We start from the raw sequence: 16,954 nt of genomic DNA, 5'->3' as shown, positions 1-16,954 counted from the left end.
CGCAGGTGGGTGGTGCAGGGTCAGGGACGGGGCGGCAGCCGTGCCGCCCGGAGGTCACTTCAGGATGTAGATCACCAGGAAGAGGGCGATCCACACGACGTCGACGAAGTGCCAGTAGTAGGAGACCACGAGACCCGTGGTGACCTCGTGGTGCGTGAACCGCTTGGCGCGGAAGGAGCGGCCGAGCAGGAAGAGGAAGGCGATGAGGCCGCCGACCACGTGGAGACCGTGGAAGCCGGTCGCCAGGTAGAAGACCGAACCGTAGGCGCTGGACGACAGCGTCAGGCCTGCGTGGGCGAGCTCGGCGTACTCGAAGATCTGGCCGGAGACGAAGAACGCGCCCATGAGGAACGTCAGCGTCATCCACTCGTTCATGCCCCACCTGGACACCTGGAGCAGCGACCCGGTGCGCACCGGCTGGAAGCGCTCGGCCGCCAGGACGCCTGCCTGGCAGGTGATCGACGAGGCGACGAGGATGCAGGTGTTGATCAGCGGGAAGACCAACGAGACGTGCGCCGCCTGCGCCTCCCACTCCGCCTCGGGCAGCACCGAGCGGACGGTGAAGTACATGGCGAACAGGCCGGCGAAGAACATGAGCTCGCTGGCCAGCCACACGATCGTCCCGACCGAGACGGTGTTCGGTCGGTTGACGGTCACGTGCTGATGGGCGTGGGGGGCAGCAGCCGTTGCAGTCGACACGTCAGCCATTATGGCTGACGTGAGGCGGGTTCGAGGACTCGGGGAGGGCGGTTGGTGGAGACAAGTTTCACCAGATCTGCAGAATCATGCCGTCGGAGGCGTGGTTCGTGACGGATTGGGGGAGACTGCCACGAAAAGACCACGCATCGTCGCTGACCGAGGTGACGCACCTGTGCCACGATGCCACCAAACGTCTGCGAAGGGATGCTCGATGACGACCGGCCCCCGTGTGCTGCTGTACAGCGACGACCCCACCGTGCGGGAACAGGTGCGACTCGCCGTCGGCCCCCGCCTCCGAGCGGGCGCCGCAGAGATCTCCTGGACGGAGGTGGCCACCCGGGACCGCCTCGTCGCGACCGTCGAGGGTCGTCCGTTCGACCTGCTGATCCTCGACGGCGAGGCGGACAAGGCCGGCGGGATGGGCCTGTGCCGTCAGCTCAAGAACGAGGTCTACAACTGCCCGCCGGTGCTCGTCCTCACCGGGCGGGGGCAGGACGCCTGGCTGGCATCATGGTCGCTCGCGGACTCCGTCGTCCCCCGGCCGCTCGACGCTTTCGTGGTGCAGCGCGCCGTGGCGGAGACGTTGACGCAAGCTGCCTGAACCCGCCGAACCCGGTCCCGCCACCCCTGTCCTCCCGCCGAAGGTGACTGCCGTGCCCACGAACGCTCAGACCGACCTCACCTGGCCCGGCGTGCTCACCGAGCTCGTCGCCGGTGCCGACCTCACCGCCGAGCAGACGGCGTGGGCCATGGACCAGGTGATGTCGGGCGAGGTCCCCCCGACCCGCCTGGCCGGCTTCCTGGTCGGTCTGCGCGCCAAGGGTGAGACGGCAGCCGAGCTGGCCGGCCTGGCGGACGCGATGCTGGCGCACGCGGTCCGGATCGAGGTCGACGGGCCGGCGATCGACCTCGTCGGGACGGGTGGCGACCGGCACCACACGGTCAACATCTCGACGATGGCGGCCGTCGTGGTGGCAGGGGCCGGCGTGCGGGTGGTCAAGCACGGCAACCGGGCCGCGTCGTCGTCGTCCGGCTCCGCGGACGTCCTGGAGGCGCTGGGTGTGCGGCTCGACCAGCCCGCCGACCGGGTCGCGGCGATCGCGCACGACGTCGGCATCACTTTCTGCTTCGCCGGGATGTTCCACCCCTCGATGCGCCACGCGGCCACCGCACGCCGGGACCTGGGCATCGCCACCGCGTTCAACTTCCTCGGACCGCTGACGAACCCGGCGCAGCCGCGCGCGACCGCCGTCGGCTGTGGCGACGCTCGGATGGCACCGCTGATGGCCGGCGTCTTCGCGGAGCGTGGCACGAGGGCCCTGGTCTTCCGTGGTGACGACGGGCTCGACGAGCTCGCCGCGACCGGTGGGGCGACCGTGTGGGAGGTGCGCGACGGCGAGGTGGTCGAGCAGCGCCTGGACGCCGCGACGGAGCTCGGTCTGGACCGGCTCGAGATCGCCGACCTGCGCGGCGCCGACGCGGTGCACAACGCCCAGGTGGCCCGGGAGGTCTTCACCGGGACCGATCAGGGGCCGGTCCGCCAGACCGTGCTGCTGAACGCCGCGGCCGCGCTCGTGGCCGACGGCGCGCTGCCGGGAACGGCGGACGGCACGCTCGCCCAGCGTCTCGCGGCGGGCCTGGGGCACGCCGGTCGCAGCATCGACGACGGCGGTGCCGGCGAGGTCGTCGAGCGGTGGGTGAAAGCGACCCAGGGCTGACGGCGCGCAGGCCGAGATGAGACTCGGTCTCGGACGCCGTCGGTGGAGGGTCGGTCAGTCGTCCAGACCGAGCGCGAACGCCTGCTCGAGCTCGACGTTGGAGTAGGCGCGGAACGCGATGAGCGTCTCCGTCCGGAGCACGCCGTCCACCTTGCTGATGCCGTCGGCGATGACGGTCGCGAGCTCGTCGTGCTCGCCGACCCGCACCATCGCGACGAGGTCGGCCTTGCCGGTGACGGAGTAGACCTCGCTCACCCCGTCCAGGTTCGTGACCTGGGTGGCGACCTCGGGGATCCGGTCGGGGACGGTGTCGATGATGACGATCGCGGTCAGCATGCCGTCATCGTATCCGTGCGACCGAGGGCGAGCGCGACCGACGCCGAGACGTCGTCGAGGTCGGCGTGCGCCAGCGCGGACCGGACCGGGCACGTCCACGGGCCGGAGACGTGGACCAGCCGCACGTGCGGCTGGTCGAGCCAGTCCAGGACCAGGGCCGCCTCTTCCGGGTGGCATGCGGGCGCCGGGGCCTGCGGCGGCTCGACGACCTCGGCCGTCGCCCGCAGGGCGTCCACCACGGGCAGCGGGTCCTCGTGAGGGCCGGTGACCGCCGTGCCGGCGAGCCTCGCGTGCCGGACGACGACGATCTCCCACCCGCCTGCGGCCGTCGGGCGCGCGGCGACGAGCTCCTCGCAGCGGCTCAGCGGCTCCATCCGCTGCGTCCGCGCGGCCGCACGGACGAAGGCGTGCAGCCTGTCGGTCACCTGCCCGGCCTCCTCGAAGCGCTCCTGCGCGGCCAGCCGCGCCACCCGTGCGGCAAGCGCCTCGACGACCGCGCCCGGGTCACCCGTGAGCGCCGTCCGCGCCTCCTCGACCACGGCCGGGTACTCGGCGTCAGGTCCGGTGGTCATGGTGCACGGTGCGGAGCAGCGACCGAGTCCGGCCAGCGCGCACGGGCTGCGCGGGGTGCGCGCCACCACCGGCAGACGCTGGGTGCACTGGCGCAGACCGATGGCGTCGTGCATCGCCTCGACAGCGGCGTTCGCCGCACGACGCGAGGTGAAGGGGCCGATGTGCGGGACGTCTCCCCGGACCTCGGGCACCACCGAGAGCCGCGGGTACGGCTCGTCGGTCAGGCGCACCCACGTCTGGCGCTCGGGATGCTTGGAGCGCTTGTTGTACCGCGGCGCGTGCTCGGTGATGAGGCGCAGCTCGCGCACCCGGGCCTCGAGCGGCGTCGCGCAGACGACCGGGGTCACGGCGTGCGCGATCCGGACCATCTCGGTGATCCGTCGGCGCTTCTCCGCCGCCGTGAAGTAGGACCGCACCCGCTTGCGGATGTTCGTGGACGTGCCGACGTACAGCACCTCGTCGCCCGGGCCTCGGAAGAGGTACACCCCGGGCGCGGCGGGCAGGCCGTCTGCCAGGGTCGCCTTGCGACGGATGTCGGGCGGGACCGGGTCGGCCGCGGTGGCGAGGTCCTCGAGGTGCGTCACGCCGAGCGGGGCGAGGCGCTCGAGCAGGGCGTGCAGCACGTCGACGGTGGCACGGGCATCGGCGAGGGCTCGGTGGTCGGGCGAGGTCTGCGCGCGGAAGAGCCGGGCCAGCGTGGCCAGCTTGTGGTTGGGGGCCTCGTCGCGCGGCACTGTCCGGCGGGCGAGCGGCAGGGTATCGACGACGTCGAACCCGGGCCACGCGTAGTCGAGGCCGGCGCAGGCCGCACGCAGGAACCCGATGTCGAACGGTGCGTTGTGGGCCACCAGCACGGTGCCGCGCGCGAACTCGAGGAACCCCGGCAGCACCAGCTCGACGCCCGGGGCGGTCGAGACCATCGCCGTGGTGATCCCGGTCAGCCGGGCCACGAAGGCGGGGACCGGCCGACCGGGATTCACCAACGACTGGAACTCGCCGAGCACCTCGCCGCCACGGACCTTGACCGCACCGATCTCCGTGATTCCCGCGTCGTCCGCCCGGCTGCCGGTGGTCTCCAGGTCCACGACCACGAAGGTCACGTCCCGCAAAGGTGTCCCGATGTCCGCGAACGAGGGCTGGACGGCCGTCGCCGGCGGCGGTGGTGCGATCGACATGGCGGGGACGCTAGCCCCCGCCACTGACAGCAGGTCAGGCGGGGGACTGGCCCCGGTCGTCCACGTAGAGGGCGTCGACGTCGGCGGAGAAGTCGGACAGGACGAGCGACCGCTTGACCTTGAGCGAGGGCGTCAGGTAGCCGTTCTCCACGGTGAGGTCCTCCGGCAGCACCGCGAACTTGCGGATGGACTCCGCGCGGGACACGGACTGGTTGGCCCGTGTCACGGCGTGGTCCAGGGCGGCGAGCACGTCCGGGTCCGTCCTGGCCTGCTCGATGCTCATCTCTGCCTTGTCGTGCATCTTCAGCCAGCCTGGCAGACCGTCGGGGTCGAGGGTGATCAGCGCGCCGATGAACGGCCTGTTGTCACCGACCACGACGCACTGGCTCACCAGCGCGTGGGCCCTGATCCGGTCCTCCAGCGCCGCGGGGGCGACGTTCTTGCCACCCGCCGTCACGATGATCTCCTTCTTGCGGCCCGTGATCGACAGGAACCCGTCGTCGTCGAGCGCACCGAGGTCACCCGTGCGGAACCACTCGCCGTCGAACGTCTCGGCGGTCGCCTCGGCGTTGCCGTGATAGCCGCGGAAGACGTGGACGCCCTTGAGGAGGATCTCGCCGTCCGCGGCGATCTTGACGCCGCAGCCGGGAAGCTGTGTCCCGACGGTCCCGATGCGGTTCGCCGCGGGCCGGTTCACGCTGGTGGGCGCGGTGGTCTCGGTCAGGCCATACCCCTCGAGGATGGTGAGGCCGACACCACGGAAGAAGTGACCGAGCCGTTCGCCCAGCGGTCCGCCGCCGGAGACGGCGAAGCGGATCTCCCCGCCCAGTGCCTCCAGGAGCTTGCCGTAGACGAGCTTGCCGGCCACCATGTGCTGGAGGTTGAGCCACAGGGACGCGCCGCCGGTGTCCTGGGCGCGGGACCACTCGATGGCGGTGGCCGTGGCCCACTGGAAGATCTTCAGCTTGCCGCCGACGGCCGCCTTCTGCTCGGCGGAGTTGTAGACCTTCTCGAAGACACGAGGTACGGCGAGCACGAAGGTGGGCTTGAAGGTGCCGAGTCCGTTCGTGACCGTCTTGACGTCCCCCCAGTGCCCCAGCACGCTGCCGCCCGCGACCGCGAAGACCTCGATGAACCGCGCGAACACGTGCGCCAGGGGCAGGAAGAGAAGGGTGCGCCCCCCCTCGGCGAAGACCTCCGGCACCGCGGCGACGGCGTTCGTGGCCAGCGAGGCGAAGTTGCCGTGGGTCAGCTCGGCGCCCTTGGGGCGACCGGTGGTTCCCGAGGTGTAGATGATGGTGGCGACGTCGTCGAGACCGGCCAGCCCACGGCGACGGGTGATCTCCGCGTCGTCGACGTGTGCGCCCGCCGCGGTGAGGTCGGCGATCGCGCCGTCGTCGATCGACAGCACCTCGCGCAGAGTCGGCGCGGAGTCCTGGACCCCGCGGACGACGGCCGCGAGCTCGGCGTTCTCGGCGACCACGATGGTGACGCCGGCGTCGGTGACGATCCACTCGACCTGCTCGGGCGACGAGGTCTCGTAGATCGGGACCGGGACGGCACCCGCGGCCCACGTGGCGAAGTCGAGGAGCGTCCACTCGTAGCGGGTGTGCGACATGATGCCGACGGGGTCGCCGGGCTCGACCCCCTTGGCGACGAGTCCCTTGGCCACGGCCACGACCTGGGCGTCGAACTCGGCGCCGCTGAGGGTCTCCCAGCCGTCGCCGGAGGGACGCTCCACGATCGGGGCGTCCGGGGCGTCCGCGATTCTCTTCGTGAGGACGTCGTTGAGATTCGACGTCGGGGGCAGCTCCACGAGCTGCGGGGTGATGATCTCGTCCATGCTGACTCCAGTGGCAGGGCTCGTCCGTGGCGGTCACGATACCGGGTCGCACGGGCTGCTCGGACACCCCCGGGTCACCACGTCGTGGACGGTACGTGCACGGGGGTCGTGGGTCGGTAGTGTTGTCCCCGGCGCGCACGGGCGTGCCGACCCGTGTCGGTGCGGCGGAACCGCTCGTCCGACGTCCCTGAGATCGAACGTGAGGTCAGACGCATGCACGCCATCGGAGTCGACATCGGCGGAACGAAGATCGCCGTCGGGGTCGTGGACGAGGCCGGTCGCATCCTGGCCAAGGTCCGGCGGGACACCGCCGCCGACGACGTCGCGAGCATGGACCGAGCCATCGCCGACGCCTGCACCGAGCTGGCCAAGGAGCACGAGATCGGGGCCATCGGCCTGGCTGCGGCGGGCTTCGTCAGCCCCGACCGCTCATCGGTGCTCTTCGCACCGAACATCGCCTGGCGCGAGTACCCGCTGGCGCAGAAGGTCGCCGAGCTGATCGACCTCGACGTGCCGGTCGTCGTGGAGAACGACGCGAACGCCGCCGGCTGGGCCGAGTTCCGGTTCGGCGCGGCGCGCGAGGCGACCGACATGCTGCTGCTGACCATCGGCACCGGGCTGGGGGGCGCCGTCGTCGTCGACCGGGAGCTGGTCCGGGGCAAGTGGGGCGTGGCGGCCGAGGTCGGGCACATGCGCGTGGTCCCCGGTGGGCACTACTGCGGGTGCGGTCACGAGGGCTGCTGGGAGCAGTACGCCTCCGGCACCGCGCTGGTGCGCGACGCGCGCCAGGCGGCGACGGCGACCCCGGACCGCGCCCGTCGGCTCGTCGAGCTCGCCGGGGGAGACCCCGACCAGATCGCCGGGCCGCAGATCACGCAGGCCGCCCGCGACGGGGACGAGCTGTCGATCGAGCTGCTCGCCACGCTCGGCCGGTGGGTCGGCGAAGGCTCGGCGTCGGTCGCCGCCCTGCTCGACCCGGAGCTGATCGTCCTCGGTGGTGGTGTCTGCGCGGCGGGAGACCTGCTGCTCGCACCCGTGCGCAAGGCGTACGAGGCTCAGCTCTCGGCGCTCGGGCACCGTCCTGTCGCGCAGATCGAGCTCGCACAGCAGGGCAACGAAGCGGGCATCATCGGTGCAGCCGACCTGGCGCGCCGCTGACGCGGCTCAGACGACTGCTCCGGGGTCGTGGTCGTCCGGGTCCCGGCGGTGGGGCATCCGCCAGACCAGGACGGCGACCGCGGCCACGAACGACCCTCCGCCGGCCGGTCCGAGCCACCCCGGCACCGAGAGGTTCGGGAGCAGGGCGGTCACGACGACACCGACGACCGTCAGCACCGGTATCGCGACGGCCACCGTCCAGGCGAGCGTGAGCAGCGGGGACCGGTGGGCGACGGGCTCCGGGTCGGGCGGCACGAAGTGGTCCTCGGCCTCCTCGAGCGCCTCCACCTGCGGCGTCGTGGGCCAGTCGCGCGGCCCGCTGGGACGCTGCGGGGAGGTGGCCTCCTCGTCGTCCGCGGACGACGTGGAGTCGCGGGAGACCGGTTGCTCCGCCGCCTCCACGGTGAACCCGGACTGCTCGACGTCGTCCAGACGTGCGACGATGTCGGACCAACGGGCGTCGATGACGGCGTCCGGCAGGTCGTCCGGTTCCGCATCCCGGTTCGGTGAGGCCATGGGACCACTCTATTGTCGTGGGCGACGCCGCGAGGAGGACCGTTGTTCTACTGGATCATGAAGCACGTGCTGGTCGGGCCGTGGCTCCGGCTCGCCTTCCGCCCGTGGACCAAGGGCGTGGAGCACGTGCCGGACTCCGGTGGCGCGATCCTCGCGAGCAACCACCTGGCGGTCATCGACTCGTTCGTGCTGCCCATCGTGCTGGAACGCCAGGTGAAGTTCCTCGGCAAGTCTGACTACTTCACGGGACGGGGTCTCAAAGGGCGTCTCGTGGCGGGCTTCATGCGCGGCGTCGGCACGATCCCGGTGGACCGCTCCGGCGGCAAGGCGAGCGAGGCCGCGCTGCGCACCGGGATGCGTGTGCTGGACGAGGGTGACCTGTTCGGCATCTATCCCGAGGGGACGCGGAGCCCGGACGGCCGCCTGTACCGCGGAAAGACCGGTGTGGCGCGGCTCGCGCTGGAGTCCGGTTCGCCGGTCGTCCCCGTGGCCATGGTGGGTACCGACGTCGCGCAGCCGCTGGGCCGTGTGGTGCCGAAGCCGCGGCCGGTCGGGGTCGTGTTCGGTGAGCCGCTGGATTTCAGCCGGTACCGCGGGATGGAGTCCGACCGGTTCGTGCTGCGCGCCGTCGCCGACGAGATCATGTACGCGATCCTGCGCCTCAGCGAGCAGGAGTACGTCGACGTCTACGCGGCCACGGCGAAGGTGCGGCTCGCCCAAGGGCTGCCCGTGGACGCGACCCCAGGGGCGTCCCGCCCCGCCGCCGAGCCGGAGACGTTCGTGACCGACCGGCCCACGGGTGCTCCGGCGCCCGGCAGTCCGGCGGCGAGGCCCGAGGACCTCACCGGCTGAGACGCCGTCACGGCGGTGCGCGGGGGCTCATAGGATGGGGGGCGTTCTTCATCCCCCATCGAGAGGTATCCCCTCATGTCGGTCCGTCGTGTGGCCCTCCTGACCGCCGGTGGTTTCGCACCGTGCCTGTCGTCCGCGGTCGGTGGCCTCATCGAGCGCTACACCGAGCTCGACCCGTCGATCGAGATCATCGCCTACCAGTACGGCTACCACGGCCTGCTCACCGGCACGAAGATCGAGATCGGGCCGGAGGCCCGTCAGCAGGCCGGAGTCCTGCACCGGTTCGGCGGTTCGCCGATCGGCAACTCGCGAGTGAAGCTGACCAACGCGGCGGACTGCGTCAAGCGTGGCCTCGTCTCCGAGGGGCAGGACCCGCTGCACGTGGCCGCGGAGCAGCTCCAGGCCGACGGCGTGGACGTGCTGCACACGATCGGTGGCGACGACACGAACACGACCGCCGCCGACCTCGCCGCGTACCTGGCGGAGAACGAGTACGACCTGACCGTCGTGGGCCTGCCCAAGACCATCGACAACGACGTGGTGCCGATCAAGCAGTCGCTCGGCGCGTGGACCGCAGCCGAGGAAGCCGCGGGCTTCGCCGCGAACATCATCGGTGAGCACCGGTCGGGTCCGCGCATGCTGATCGTCCACGAGGTCATGGGACGGCACTGCGGCTGGCTCACCGCGGCCGCGGCCGCCGAGTACCGCAAGTGGCTCGACGCGCAGGAGTTCGCGCCGGCCCTGGGCCTCACCCGGGAGCGTTGGGACGTCCACGCGGTGTTCCTGCCCGAGCTGGCCCTCGACATCGACGGCGAGGCCGAGCGCCTCAGGACGATCATGGACGAGCAGGGCAACGTCAACATCTTCCTGTCGGAGGGTGCCGGCATGCACGAGATCGTCGCGCAGCTCGAGGCGGCCGGCGAGGAGGTCCAGCGTGACCCGTTCGGGCACGTCAAGCTCGACACGATCAACCCGGGCCAGTGGTTCGCGAAGCAGTTCGCCGAGAAGCTGGGTGCTGAGAAGGTCATGGTCCAGAAGTCCGGCTACTACTCGCGTGCCGCGGCCGCGAATGCCGAGGACCTGCGCCTCATCAAGTCGATGACGGACCTGGCCGTGGAGTGCGCGCTGCGCGGCGAGGCGGGCGTCATCGGGCACGACGAGGAGGACGGCGACCGGCTCAAGGCCGTCGAGTTCCCCCGCATCGCCGGCGGCAAGGCGTTCGACGTCCACACCGAATGGTTCGGCGAGCTGCTGGCCGGCATCGGTCAGTCCCTGGTCCCGGCGCAGCCGGCCGAGCACTGAGGCGGCCGGGCACCATGAGCACCGCTGTCGACACCGTCGCTCCCGGGACGGACCCGGACGGCCTGGACCGGTTCCGCAGCCTCGAGGCGCGCCAGCAGCCGGCCTGGCCCGGCCCGGAGAGGCTCGCCGCGGTCGTGGCGAGGCTGTCTGTCGCGGCTCCGCTCGTGGTGCCCGCCGAGGCGGACACGCTGACGGAACGTCTCGCCGCCGCCGGACGCGGCGAGGCGTTCCTCCTGCAGGGCGGCGACTGCGCCGAGACGTTCGCGGACGCGAACGCCACGCGCATCCGCAACAAGGTCCGCACCATCCTCCAGATGGCCGTGGTGCTGACGCACGGGGCCAGCACGCCCGTGGTCAAGATGGGGCGGCTCGCCGGGCAGTACGCCAAGCCGCGCTCCTCCGACGTGGAGACCCGCGACGGCGTCACCCTGCCGTGCTACCGCGGCGACATGATCAACGGCCACGCCTTCACGCCCGGGTCGCGCATCCCGGACCCTGTCCGCCTCGAGCAGGCGTACCGGATCTCGGCCGCGACGGCGAACGTGGTGCGCGGGTTCACCCAGGGTGGGTACGCGGACCTGCGCCGCGTGCACGAGTGGAACCGTGGGTTCATGCAGAACCCGGCCTTCGCGCGCTACGAGCGCACCGCCACGGAGATCGACCGGGCGATCCGCTTCATGGACGCGTGCGGCGCGGACTTCGACGCGTTGCGCACGGTCGAGTTCTTCGTGAGCCACGAGGCGCTCGTCCTGGACTACGAGCGGGCGCTGACGCGGGTCGACGCCCGCACCGGCAGGCCCTACGGGTCCAGCGCCCACTTCCTGTGGATCGGCGAGCGGACTCGGCAGCTCGACGGCGCGCACGTCGAGTTCCTCTCCCGCGTGGCGAACCCGATCGGCGTCAAACTCGGTCCGACGACGAGCCCCGACGACGCGATCGCCCTCGCCCGGCGTCTCAACCCCGACAACCGCGAGGGGCGTCTGACGTTCATCACGCGGATGGGTGCCGGCCGGGTCCGTGACGTGCTGCCGGAGGTGGTGGAGAAGGTGACCGCAGCGGGCGTCGCGGTCACCTGGGTCACCGACCCGATGCACGGCAACACGATCACCTCGGAGTCCGGCTACAAGACGCGACGCTTCACCGACGTCCTGGACGAGGTGACCGGGTTCTTCGAGGTGCACCGCGCGCTGGGCACGGTGCCGGGCGGGCTGCACATGGAGCTCACCGGCGACGACGTCACCGAGGTGCTCGGCGGGAGCGAGGAGATCTCCGACGCCGGGCTGGCCGAACGCTACGAGACGCTCGTCGACCCGCGGCTCAACCACCAGCAGTCGTTGGAGACGGCGTTCCAGGTCGCGGAGATGCTCACCAGACGGTGAGCGTCACGGTGCTGCCCACCGGGGCGGTGCCGTCGACGTCCTGGAACCGGACGGTGTCGAGCAGCCCGCCCAGGTAGCGGTTGACGTCCACCTCGAAACCGGCGTCCTCCAGCTCGGCGGTGGCCTTCTTGCTCGACATGCCGACGACGTCGGGCACCTCGGCGTCCGGAGGGCCGGCGGAGAGGGTGAGCGTCACCGTGTCGGTGCGCCGCGCCGTCGTGCCCTGCTCCGGGTCCTGGCTCAGTACCCGACCCTCGTCGACGTCGGTGGACGGCTCCGGGTCGGCGTACTCGACCTCGAGCCCGGCCGAGCCGAGGTCGGACTCCGCCCCCTCCTTGCTGCGGCCCACCACCTGGGGGACGCGGACCGGTGCGGGGCCGACCGAGACGGTGAGCCGGACGGTGGTGTCGTGCGGCTGGTCGGAACCTTCGGGGACCGACACGTCGAGGACCTGGCCGTCAGGCGCGGTGTCGTGATGCTCCGTGTGGGGCAGGCCGACGTCGAACCCGGCCTGGCGCAGCGCGGTGGCTGCCTCCGACTGCGTGGCGCCGACGAGGTCCTCGGGCACGGCCAGGAGCAGCGTGCCGAGCGACACGGTCAGCGCGACGGTGCCGTCCTTGCGCACGCGTTCGCCGGGGGCAGGGTCGGTGGTGACGACGTCCCCGGCCGGGACGAGGTCGTCATGGGCCTCGCTGGTGCTCGCCCGGAGCCCGTCGGCGGCCAGCGCCCCCAGGGCGTCCTCCTCGGGGACGCCCACCAGGTCTGCCGGCACGACGGTCCACGCGCCGGGGCCGTCGACGAACCACCAGGCGGCGAACGAGCCGCCGGCCAGCAGGAGCACGAGCACCCAGGCCACCAGCGCCCGACGACGGCGGCGCGGAGCGGTGCGGCCCTCGGGCTCCTCCGGCTCGCTCGACAGCGTCCTCGTGGGTGCCGTCACCAGGTGCTCGGTGGCGTGGCCGCGGACCGAGACCTCCGCGAAGAACCCGGTGGGGATCTCGTCGACGCCGTCCTCCGACAGCCCGTCCGGGCTGTGGGCGAGATCGAGGTCGCCCGAGTCGGACCGGGCTGGGAGGGGCGCGACGGTCGGTTCGGCGGCCCGCGCCAGGACGTCGTCATCGAGCACGGCGCGCAAGCCGACGACGGCGGCGAGAGCCGCCGCGGCGTTGGTCGGACGGCGGGCCGCGTCCCGCGCGGTGAACGCCGCGACCAGCTCGTCGATCTCGGCCGGGAGCCAGTCCACGCGGTCGGACGGCGGCGGAAAGTCCTCGTGGACGTGGTGGAAGGCAACCTGGATGGGTGGTTCGCCGGGGTAGGGGAGCGCACCGGTCAGCATCTCGTGCAGCAGCACACCGACGGCGTAGACGTCCGTCGAGGGCGTGCACCCGCCGGACGTGATCACCTCGGGTGCGAGGTAGGCGACCGTGCCGAGGATCGTCCCGGTCGTCGTCGACGTGACCTCCGTGACGGCACGGGCGAGGCCGAAGTCCGCGACCTTCACCGCGCCGTCCTCGCCGATCAGCACGTTCTCCGGCTTCACGTCGCGATGCACGAGTCCCACGCGGTGGGCAGCGTTCAGCGCGGCGAGCACCTGCTCGGCGACGGCCAGGGCGCGGTCGACGGTGACCGGGCCCGCCTGCAGCTCGCCGCGGAGGTTGGTGCCCGGCACGTACTCCATGGTCAGGTAGCTGGTGTCGCCGTCGACCCCCTGGTCGAACACGGCGACGACACCGGGGTGGGACAGGCGGGCGGAGGCCCGTGCCTCGCGCCGGAAGCGCGAGACGAAGCTCGCGCCGTCGACCCCTTCGGCGAGGTGGGCGTGCATGACCTTGAGCGCGACCTCGCGCCCCAGGCGGCGGTCCTGTGCCCGGTAGACGGTGGCCATGCCGCCGCGTGCGACGCGCGCGACGATCTCGTACCGCCCGTCGACCAGGCGGCCGAGGAGGGGATCGGTCGTCGTGCTGGCCACGCCAGCGAGTGTATTTGGGTCGACGCCGCTCGGCGCGCAGGCGCGGCGAGGCTACGCTGACGCCGTGAGTGATGCATCGCAGGACCTGCCCCTGGACGACCTCGTCGGCGACTGGCTGACGCTGCCCGACCTCGCGGACGCGCTCGGCGTCGAACCGGGCCGTGCCCGGGGCCTCGTGGCGTCGCGGCACGTCATCGGCGTCAAGCGCGGTGAGCGCAAGACCTTCCAGGTGCCGGCGGCGTTCGTCGTGACCGGCGAGGACGGCGAGCCCGAGGTCCTCGAGACCCTGCGGGGGACCGTCATCCTGCTCTCGGACGCCGGGTTCTCCGACGCCGAGGCGCTGCGCTGGCTGTTCACGCCGGAGGACACCCTCGAGGCGGCCCCGGTCGAGGCGTTGCGAGCCGGACGCCGAGCCCAGGTGCGACGCCTCGCGCAGGCGCTGGCCTGACGGCGGGCCGCCGGCTCAGGCGGCGCGGTCGACGGCGGCGTGCGCCAGACCCGTGAGCACCTCGCGGCCGTGCGGGTCGAGGTCGGCCGCGGCGAGCGCCGACAGCCCGGCCGTCGCCAGCTCGTCGATGAGGTCCTCGACACCGGCCACCGCGCCCGAACCGGCGATCGCGGCCCGCAGGGCCATGACGTCGTCGTCCGTGAGCCGCGGGTCGCCCAGGTGCTTGGTCACCAAGAGGCGGGCGTCGTCGTCGGCGGCGGCCAGCGTGCGGGCGACCAGCACGGTGCGCTTGCCCTCGCGCAGGTCGTCGCCGGCGGGCTTGCCCGTCACCTCGGGGTCGCCGAAGACCCCGAGCAGGTCGTCGCGCAGCTGGAACGCCTCGCCGAGCGGCAGTCCCGCGGCGCTGATCGCCGCGACCTGGTCCGGCGTCGCTCCGGCGAGGACCGCGCCGAGCATGAGGGGCCGCTCGACGGAGTAGCGGGCCGACTTGGCCCGCAGCACGAGCCGGGCGCGCTCCTCGTCGGCCACCGGGTCCAGCCCCCAGGCCTCCGCCTGCACGAGCACGTCCAGGTACTGGCCCACCACGACCTCGCTCGTCATGGCGTCGAGCATGTCGCGGGCGCTCCGGCCGACGTCGGCGGGCAGCGCGTCGAGCGCGGCCCCGGCCTCGCGGTGGCAGGCGACCAGGCAGAGGTCGCCGAGCAGGATCGCGGCGGCGGTACCGAACCGGTCCGCGTCACCCGACCACCGCTGCTCACGGTGGCGGGCCTCGAACACCCGGTGCGCCGTCGGACGTCCACGCCGCGTGTCGGAGGCGTCCATGACGTCGTCGTGGAGCAGCGCGGCGGCCTGGAAGAGCTCGAGCGCAGCACCGATGCGGACGACGGCGTCCCGTGCGGCACCGCTGGAAGCGCCCCCGTGCGCACGGAACGACCAGTAGCAGAAGGCGGCCCGCAGGCGCTTTCCCCCGTCCAGGAGGGTGGAGATCTGGTCCGTCATCACCGTCGTGCCGGGTCCCGTGCCGGCGACCTCGTCGCGCAACCGCGTCAGGTGGCGGTCGAGGGCGTCGTCGACGTCGTGGCGGAGGTTCTCGAGATCGACCAGGGCAGGATCGGCAGGCATGCCGCCCAGCCTATGCGTGCCGCGGGGGAACGGCTCAGGCGTCCTGTGCGAGGACGCTGCCGGAGAGCGAGACCAGGCGTCGCTCCGACTCGTCGAGCACCCCGATGAGGACGGTCTCGACGCGCGGCTTCTTCTTGCCCTTGGTACGCGTGTAGGCGGTCTGGACGGTCAGGGCGGAGACGTCGATCGTCTCGGACTCGTCGAACCCGGCCTCGTCGAGGCGCTCGGCGTACCGGTCGACGACCTCTTGCGTGCTGAGCTCGGTGGAGAGGTTGAGCGAGATCTCCACGAGGTCGTCCCCGGTGGGTGTCGCGGAGCTGGCGAGCACCGTCGAGCCGTCCGGCGCGGCCAGCAGGTCGGTCGGGAAGCCGGGCGCGTACCCGCCGACGGCGGTCGCCGGGTCGAAGGAGGGCAACGACGTGGGTGCGCCCGGGTCCGCAGCCGACGCCGGGCCGGACGGCCCCGGGCCGTCGGACGGCGCCGTGGCGGCAGCGGGTGGGTCGGCCGGTCCCGCGTCGCACCCGGCCACCGTGAGCGCGCAGAGCACCAGGACGGCGCACGCCGAACGGCGCGGGACGCGGTGATGACGGGTCGTGGGCACGGGATCACGGTAGCGGGTGCCCACCCCCAGCCGGCCGCCGTCCCCGACCGTGGTCCGGTGCCCGGCGCGTGAAGCCCGGGCTGCGCTCTCATCGAGGACATGACGACGAGCCTCGACCTCCCCGAACCCTCGACCATCCCGTTGCGTTCGCCCCACGACGTGCTGGCGGCCGTCCCGTACCGGCTCGGCTTCCGGCCGGCCGAGAGCATCGTGATCGCGTGCACGGCCGAGCGCGGACGGCCCGGGCTCGTGGCACGCGTCGGCATCGACGAGCTCCGTGGTGACGGGGCGGCCGAGGGGCTGGCCGCGCTCGCCCGTGCCGTCGCCGGGACGCACCCCACCTACTGCGCCCTCGTGCTCTACACCGCGCGCGGAGCTGCCGCTGCCGACGACGTGGTGCAGGACGTGCGCCGCGCCCTCCAGCCGGTCGTCGACGTCGACGGCTGGGTGGTCGCCCCCGACGGGTACCGGGGGCTCGGGTGCGAGGACCCCACCTGCTGCCCGGAGCCCGGGCACCCGCTCGCTGCCCTGGAGTGCGGCGAGATCGGAGCGGCCTACGTGCTCGCCGGCCATGTCGTGGCCGATTCCGCCGACGCGGCGTACCGGATCCCGCGCGCCCCCGAGGCGACACGCAACCTCGCCGGGCGCGCCGCCCGGCGCAGCGAGGTCGCACGGCAGCGGGCGACGGGTGACGCGGGGACAGGGTGCTGGCGCGACGAGGCGCTCGACGCCTGGAGGAAGGCCCTGCACCGGGTCGAGACCGCAGCCGGCGCAGCCGTGGACGGCGAGCCGGTCGGGCTGGCCCCCGCCCTCGTCGGTCGGGTGGGGGCGGCGCTCGCGGACCGTGTGGTCCGCGACGTCGCCCTGCTGACCCTGGTGCCCGGTGGTGAGGAGGCGGTGCGTGCGACGACGGGTGAGGCCGACCGGGCCACGGTCGACGACGCGACGGCCCGGGTGCTGGGCCGCGTCATCGACCCGGCGGACGCCGTGGTTCCCGACCCCGACGTCGTCGCCCGGGCGCGGGCGGTGCTCGAACAGGTGGACGCCCATGTCCCACAGCGCCTGCGTGCCCCGGCGCTGACGCTCCTGGCGTTCCTCGCGTGGTGGGCCGGCGACGGCCCGCGAGCCTCGTACCGGGTCGGTGAGGCTCTCGACGCCGACGAGTCGTACCGCCTGGCGCAGCTCCTGCACTGCGTCATCTCCACGGCGCTGCCGCCCGGGTGGGTCCGTGCCGCCTCCTCGAGCGGGTGACCAGGGCGACCA

General features: G+C 72.6%; 16 protein-coding genes. 8 read left to right on the top strand and 8 right to left on the bottom strand.

What is annotated here, in order from left to right:
* Positions 1-54 precede the first annotated feature (54 nt).
* Positions 55-708: an aa3-type cytochrome oxidase subunit III gene (ctaE, locus tag ACH5HR_RS02535; protein WP_402371499.1), complete on the bottom strand. Its 654-nt coding sequence runs from the start codon at positions 706-708 to the stop codon at positions 55-57.
* A 202-nt stretch (positions 709-910) separates the two neighbouring features.
* Here ctaE and ACH5HR_RS02530 point away from each other — a divergent pair, with 202 nt between their 5' ends.
* Positions 911-1,300, top strand: coding sequence for a response regulator (locus ACH5HR_RS02530; protein ID WP_416476075.1), 390 nt, complete (start codon positions 911-913; stop codon positions 1,298-1,300).
* A 43-nt stretch (positions 1,301-1,343) separates the two neighbouring features.
* Complete coding sequence (gene trpD, locus ACH5HR_RS02525; RefSeq protein ID WP_402371501.1) at positions 1,344-2,417, top strand: anthranilate phosphoribosyltransferase; 1,074 nt, start codon at positions 1,344-1,346, stop codon at positions 2,415-2,417.
* A 54-nt stretch (positions 2,418-2,471) separates the two neighbouring features.
* Here the strand turns inward: trpD and ACH5HR_RS02520 are convergent, their stop codons facing one another.
* Genes ACH5HR_RS02520 through ACH5HR_RS02510 form a run of 3 tightly spaced genes read right to left on the bottom strand, consistent with a single transcriptional unit; the run spans position 2,472 to position 6,344 of the window.
* Positions 2,472-2,753: an Lrp/AsnC family transcriptional regulator gene (locus tag ACH5HR_RS02520; protein WP_402371503.1), complete on the bottom strand. Its 282-nt coding sequence runs from the start codon at positions 2,751-2,753 to the stop codon at positions 2,472-2,474.
* Complete coding sequence (locus tag ACH5HR_RS02515; RefSeq protein WP_416476073.1) at positions 2,747-4,501, bottom strand: DEDD exonuclease domain-containing protein; 1,755 nt, start codon at positions 4,499-4,501, stop codon at positions 2,747-2,749. The genes ACH5HR_RS02520 and ACH5HR_RS02515 overlap by 7 nt, the downstream gene beginning before the upstream one ends.
* 34 nt (positions 4,502-4,535) lie before the next feature.
* Positions 4,536-6,344, bottom strand: a complete 1,809-nt coding sequence (locus ACH5HR_RS02510) for an AMP-dependent synthetase/ligase (RefSeq protein WP_416476071.1) — start codon at positions 6,342-6,344, stop codon at positions 4,536-4,538.
* A gap of 213 nt (positions 6,345-6,557) precedes the next feature.
* Here ACH5HR_RS02510 and ACH5HR_RS02505 point away from each other — a divergent pair, with 213 nt between their 5' ends.
* Positions 6,558-7,502 (top strand): ROK family glucokinase, encoded by a 945-nt coding sequence (locus ACH5HR_RS02505; RefSeq protein WP_402371506.1) that lies wholly within the window; start codon positions 6,558-6,560, stop codon positions 7,500-7,502.
* Positions 7,503-7,508: 6 nt separating this feature from the next.
* Here ACH5HR_RS02505 and ACH5HR_RS02500 read toward each other — a convergent pair whose 3' ends face one another.
* Positions 7,509-8,018 (bottom strand): hypothetical protein, encoded by a 510-nt coding sequence (locus ACH5HR_RS02500; protein ID WP_402371508.1) that lies wholly within the window; start codon positions 8,016-8,018, stop codon positions 7,509-7,511.
* Positions 8,019-8,060: 42 nt separating this feature from the next.
* Here ACH5HR_RS02500 and ACH5HR_RS02495 point away from each other — a divergent pair, with 42 nt between their 5' ends.
* The 3 genes from ACH5HR_RS02495 (at position 8,061) to ACH5HR_RS02485 (ending at position 11,551) form a co-directional block, all read left to right on the top strand.
* A complete protein-coding gene (locus ACH5HR_RS02495) occupies positions 8,061-8,870 on the top strand; it encodes a lysophospholipid acyltransferase family protein (protein WP_402371509.1) in 810 nt (269 codons plus the stop codon).
* A 75-nt stretch (positions 8,871-8,945) separates the two neighbouring features.
* A complete protein-coding gene (locus tag ACH5HR_RS02490) occupies positions 8,946-10,172 on the top strand; it encodes a pyrophosphate--fructose-6-phosphate 1-phosphotransferase (RefSeq protein WP_402371510.1) in 1,227 nt (408 codons plus the stop codon).
* Positions 10,173-10,186: 14 nt separating this feature from the next.
* On the top strand, positions 10,187-11,551 hold the full coding sequence (locus ACH5HR_RS02485; protein ID WP_416476068.1) for a class II 3-deoxy-7-phosphoheptulonate synthase: 1,365 nt from the start codon (positions 10,187-10,189) through the stop codon (positions 11,549-11,551).
* Here ACH5HR_RS02485 and pknB read toward each other — a convergent pair.
* Positions 11,538-13,520 (bottom strand): Stk1 family PASTA domain-containing Ser/Thr kinase, encoded by a 1,983-nt coding sequence (gene pknB / locus ACH5HR_RS02480; protein WP_416476066.1) that lies wholly within the window; start codon positions 13,518-13,520, stop codon positions 11,538-11,540. The two genes, ACH5HR_RS02485 and pknB, sit on opposite strands and share 14 nt — an antisense overlap.
* A gap of 64 nt (positions 13,521-13,584) precedes the next feature.
* Between pknB and ACH5HR_RS02475 the strand changes: the two genes are divergently transcribed.
* Positions 13,585-13,968 carry an Rv2175c family DNA-binding protein gene (locus ACH5HR_RS02475; RefSeq protein WP_416476065.1) on the top strand — a complete coding sequence of 128 codons (384 nt, stop codon included), beginning with the start codon at positions 13,585-13,587 and terminating at the stop codon, positions 13,966-13,968.
* Positions 13,969-13,983: 15 nt separating this feature from the next.
* Here ACH5HR_RS02475 and ACH5HR_RS02470 read toward each other — a convergent pair whose 3' ends face one another.
* Positions 13,984-15,090 carry a polyprenyl synthetase family protein gene (locus ACH5HR_RS02470; RefSeq protein ID WP_402371516.1) on the bottom strand — a complete coding sequence of 369 codons (1,107 nt, stop codon included), beginning with the start codon at positions 15,088-15,090 and terminating at the stop codon, positions 13,984-13,986.
* Between the two features lie 34 nt (positions 15,091-15,124).
* The gene (locus tag ACH5HR_RS02465) at positions 15,125-15,691 is read right to left on the bottom strand and encodes a hypothetical protein (RefSeq protein WP_402371517.1); all 567 of its coding nucleotides are present in this window, start codon (positions 15,689-15,691) and stop codon (positions 15,125-15,127) included.
* Between the two features lie 99 nt (positions 15,692-15,790).
* On the opposite strand from ACH5HR_RS02465, the gene ACH5HR_RS02460 reads away from it, so the two are divergent.
* Positions 15,791-16,942 (top strand): DUF4192 domain-containing protein, encoded by a 1,152-nt coding sequence (locus tag ACH5HR_RS02460; protein WP_402371519.1) that lies wholly within the window; start codon positions 15,791-15,793, stop codon positions 16,940-16,942.
* Positions 16,943-16,954 lie beyond the last annotated feature (12 nt).

This window comes from Isoptericola maris (genome assembly GCF_048065335.1).
Lineage (GTDB): Bacteria > Actinomycetota > Actinomycetes > Actinomycetales > Cellulomonadaceae > Isoptericola > Isoptericola rhizosphaerae.
The sequence above is the reverse complement of the archived record's forward strand: the minus strand, read 5'-3'. Positions and strand labels throughout refer to the sequence as shown.

Excerpts from the sequence above, each read along its gene's own strand:
- ctaE (WP_402371499.1), bottom strand. The coding sequence starts at position 708 with ATGGCTGACGTGTCGACTGCAACGGCTGCTGCCCCCCACGCCCATCAG.
- ACH5HR_RS02530 (WP_416476075.1), top strand. The coding sequence starts at position 911 with ATGACGACCGGCCCCCGTGTGCTGCTGTACAGCGACGACCCCACCGTG.
- ACH5HR_RS02520 (WP_402371503.1), bottom strand. The coding sequence starts at position 2,753 with ATGCTGACCGCGATCGTCATCATCGACACCGTCCCCGACCGGATCCCC.
- ACH5HR_RS02515 (WP_416476073.1), bottom strand. The coding sequence starts at position 4,501 with ATGTCGATCGCACCACCGCCGCCGGCGACGGCCGTCCAGCCCTCGTTC.
- ACH5HR_RS02510 (WP_416476071.1), bottom strand. The coding sequence starts at position 6,344 with ATGGACGAGATCATCACCCCGCAGCTCGTGGAGCTGCCCCCGACGTCG.
- ACH5HR_RS02505 (WP_402371506.1), top strand. The coding sequence starts at position 6,558 with ATGCACGCCATCGGAGTCGACATCGGCGGAACGAAGATCGCCGTCGGG.
- ACH5HR_RS02500 (WP_402371508.1), bottom strand. The coding sequence starts at position 8,018 with ATGGCCTCACCGAACCGGGATGCGGAACCGGACGACCTGCCGGACGCC.
- ACH5HR_RS02490 (WP_402371510.1), top strand. The coding sequence starts at position 8,946 with ATGTCGGTCCGTCGTGTGGCCCTCCTGACCGCCGGTGGTTTCGCACCG.
- ACH5HR_RS02485 (WP_416476068.1), top strand. The coding sequence starts at position 10,187 with ATGAGCACCGCTGTCGACACCGTCGCTCCCGGGACGGACCCGGACGGC.
- ACH5HR_RS02470 (WP_402371516.1), bottom strand. The coding sequence starts at position 15,090 with ATGCCTGCCGATCCTGCCCTGGTCGATCTCGAGAACCTCCGCCACGAC.
- ACH5HR_RS02460 (WP_402371519.1), top strand. The coding sequence starts at position 15,791 with ATGACGACGAGCCTCGACCTCCCCGAACCCTCGACCATCCCGTTGCGT.